Raw genomic sequence first — 656 nt, 5'->3', positions numbered from 1 at the left:
CAGTTATTAGCAAGAAACTGCAAATCGAACAAAGCCTTGATGAGAGCGAAATCGAGTTTGCGGTGGTACAAGCTTTTTCTCATCAATCTCCTTTTCCTGTGGAAGAACTGAGTTTGGATTTCGTACGCCTTCGTGCGGAAGAAGGGATGCGTGGAACGGACAGTTATCAAGTATTCGCTACGCGGAAAGATGTGGTTGAAAGCCGAGTTGAGGCGTTACAACAGTCTGGTTTAAAGCCTGTGTTGGTTGACGTGCACTCTCAAAGCCTAGGTCATATCTGGAAGCTTGCCGCAGAGCGTTTTCCTGAAAAAAACAAATACTGTTTGTTAGACATCGGCTCGTTAGCGAGTTCATTCACCATGTTTACCGAGCAAGGCGAACTGTTTCATAAGGAGTTTGCGTGCGGTACTCGTATCTCAATGGGGACGTCACAAGAAGACTTACTTTCTGATGATGCTCAAGCCAAAACGGAACAGTTCAATCGTCAAGTGGTTGAGCGCGTAAAACGTCAAATGCAGCTCTATACCTCGATCAACGGTTCGCAAAACATCAAAGGCATTTGGTTATCGGGCGAGGGGGCATCGACGCCAATGTTGGCAGAAGAGCTGTCGCATCAGTTGGCATTGGAGTGTGAGTTGTTAAACCCACTCGGACTG

General features: G+C 47.0%; 1 protein-coding gene. It reads left to right on the top strand.

Features of this window, described 5'->3' with window-relative positions:
• On the top strand, positions 1-656 hold a 656-nt coding region (gene pilM / locus R7190_RS28065; protein WP_318137950.1), incomplete at both ends, for a type IV pilus assembly protein PilM.

The organism is Vibrio sp. 1078-1, assembly GCF_033340475.1.
This window is presented reverse-complemented; position numbering and strand designations above follow the sequence as displayed.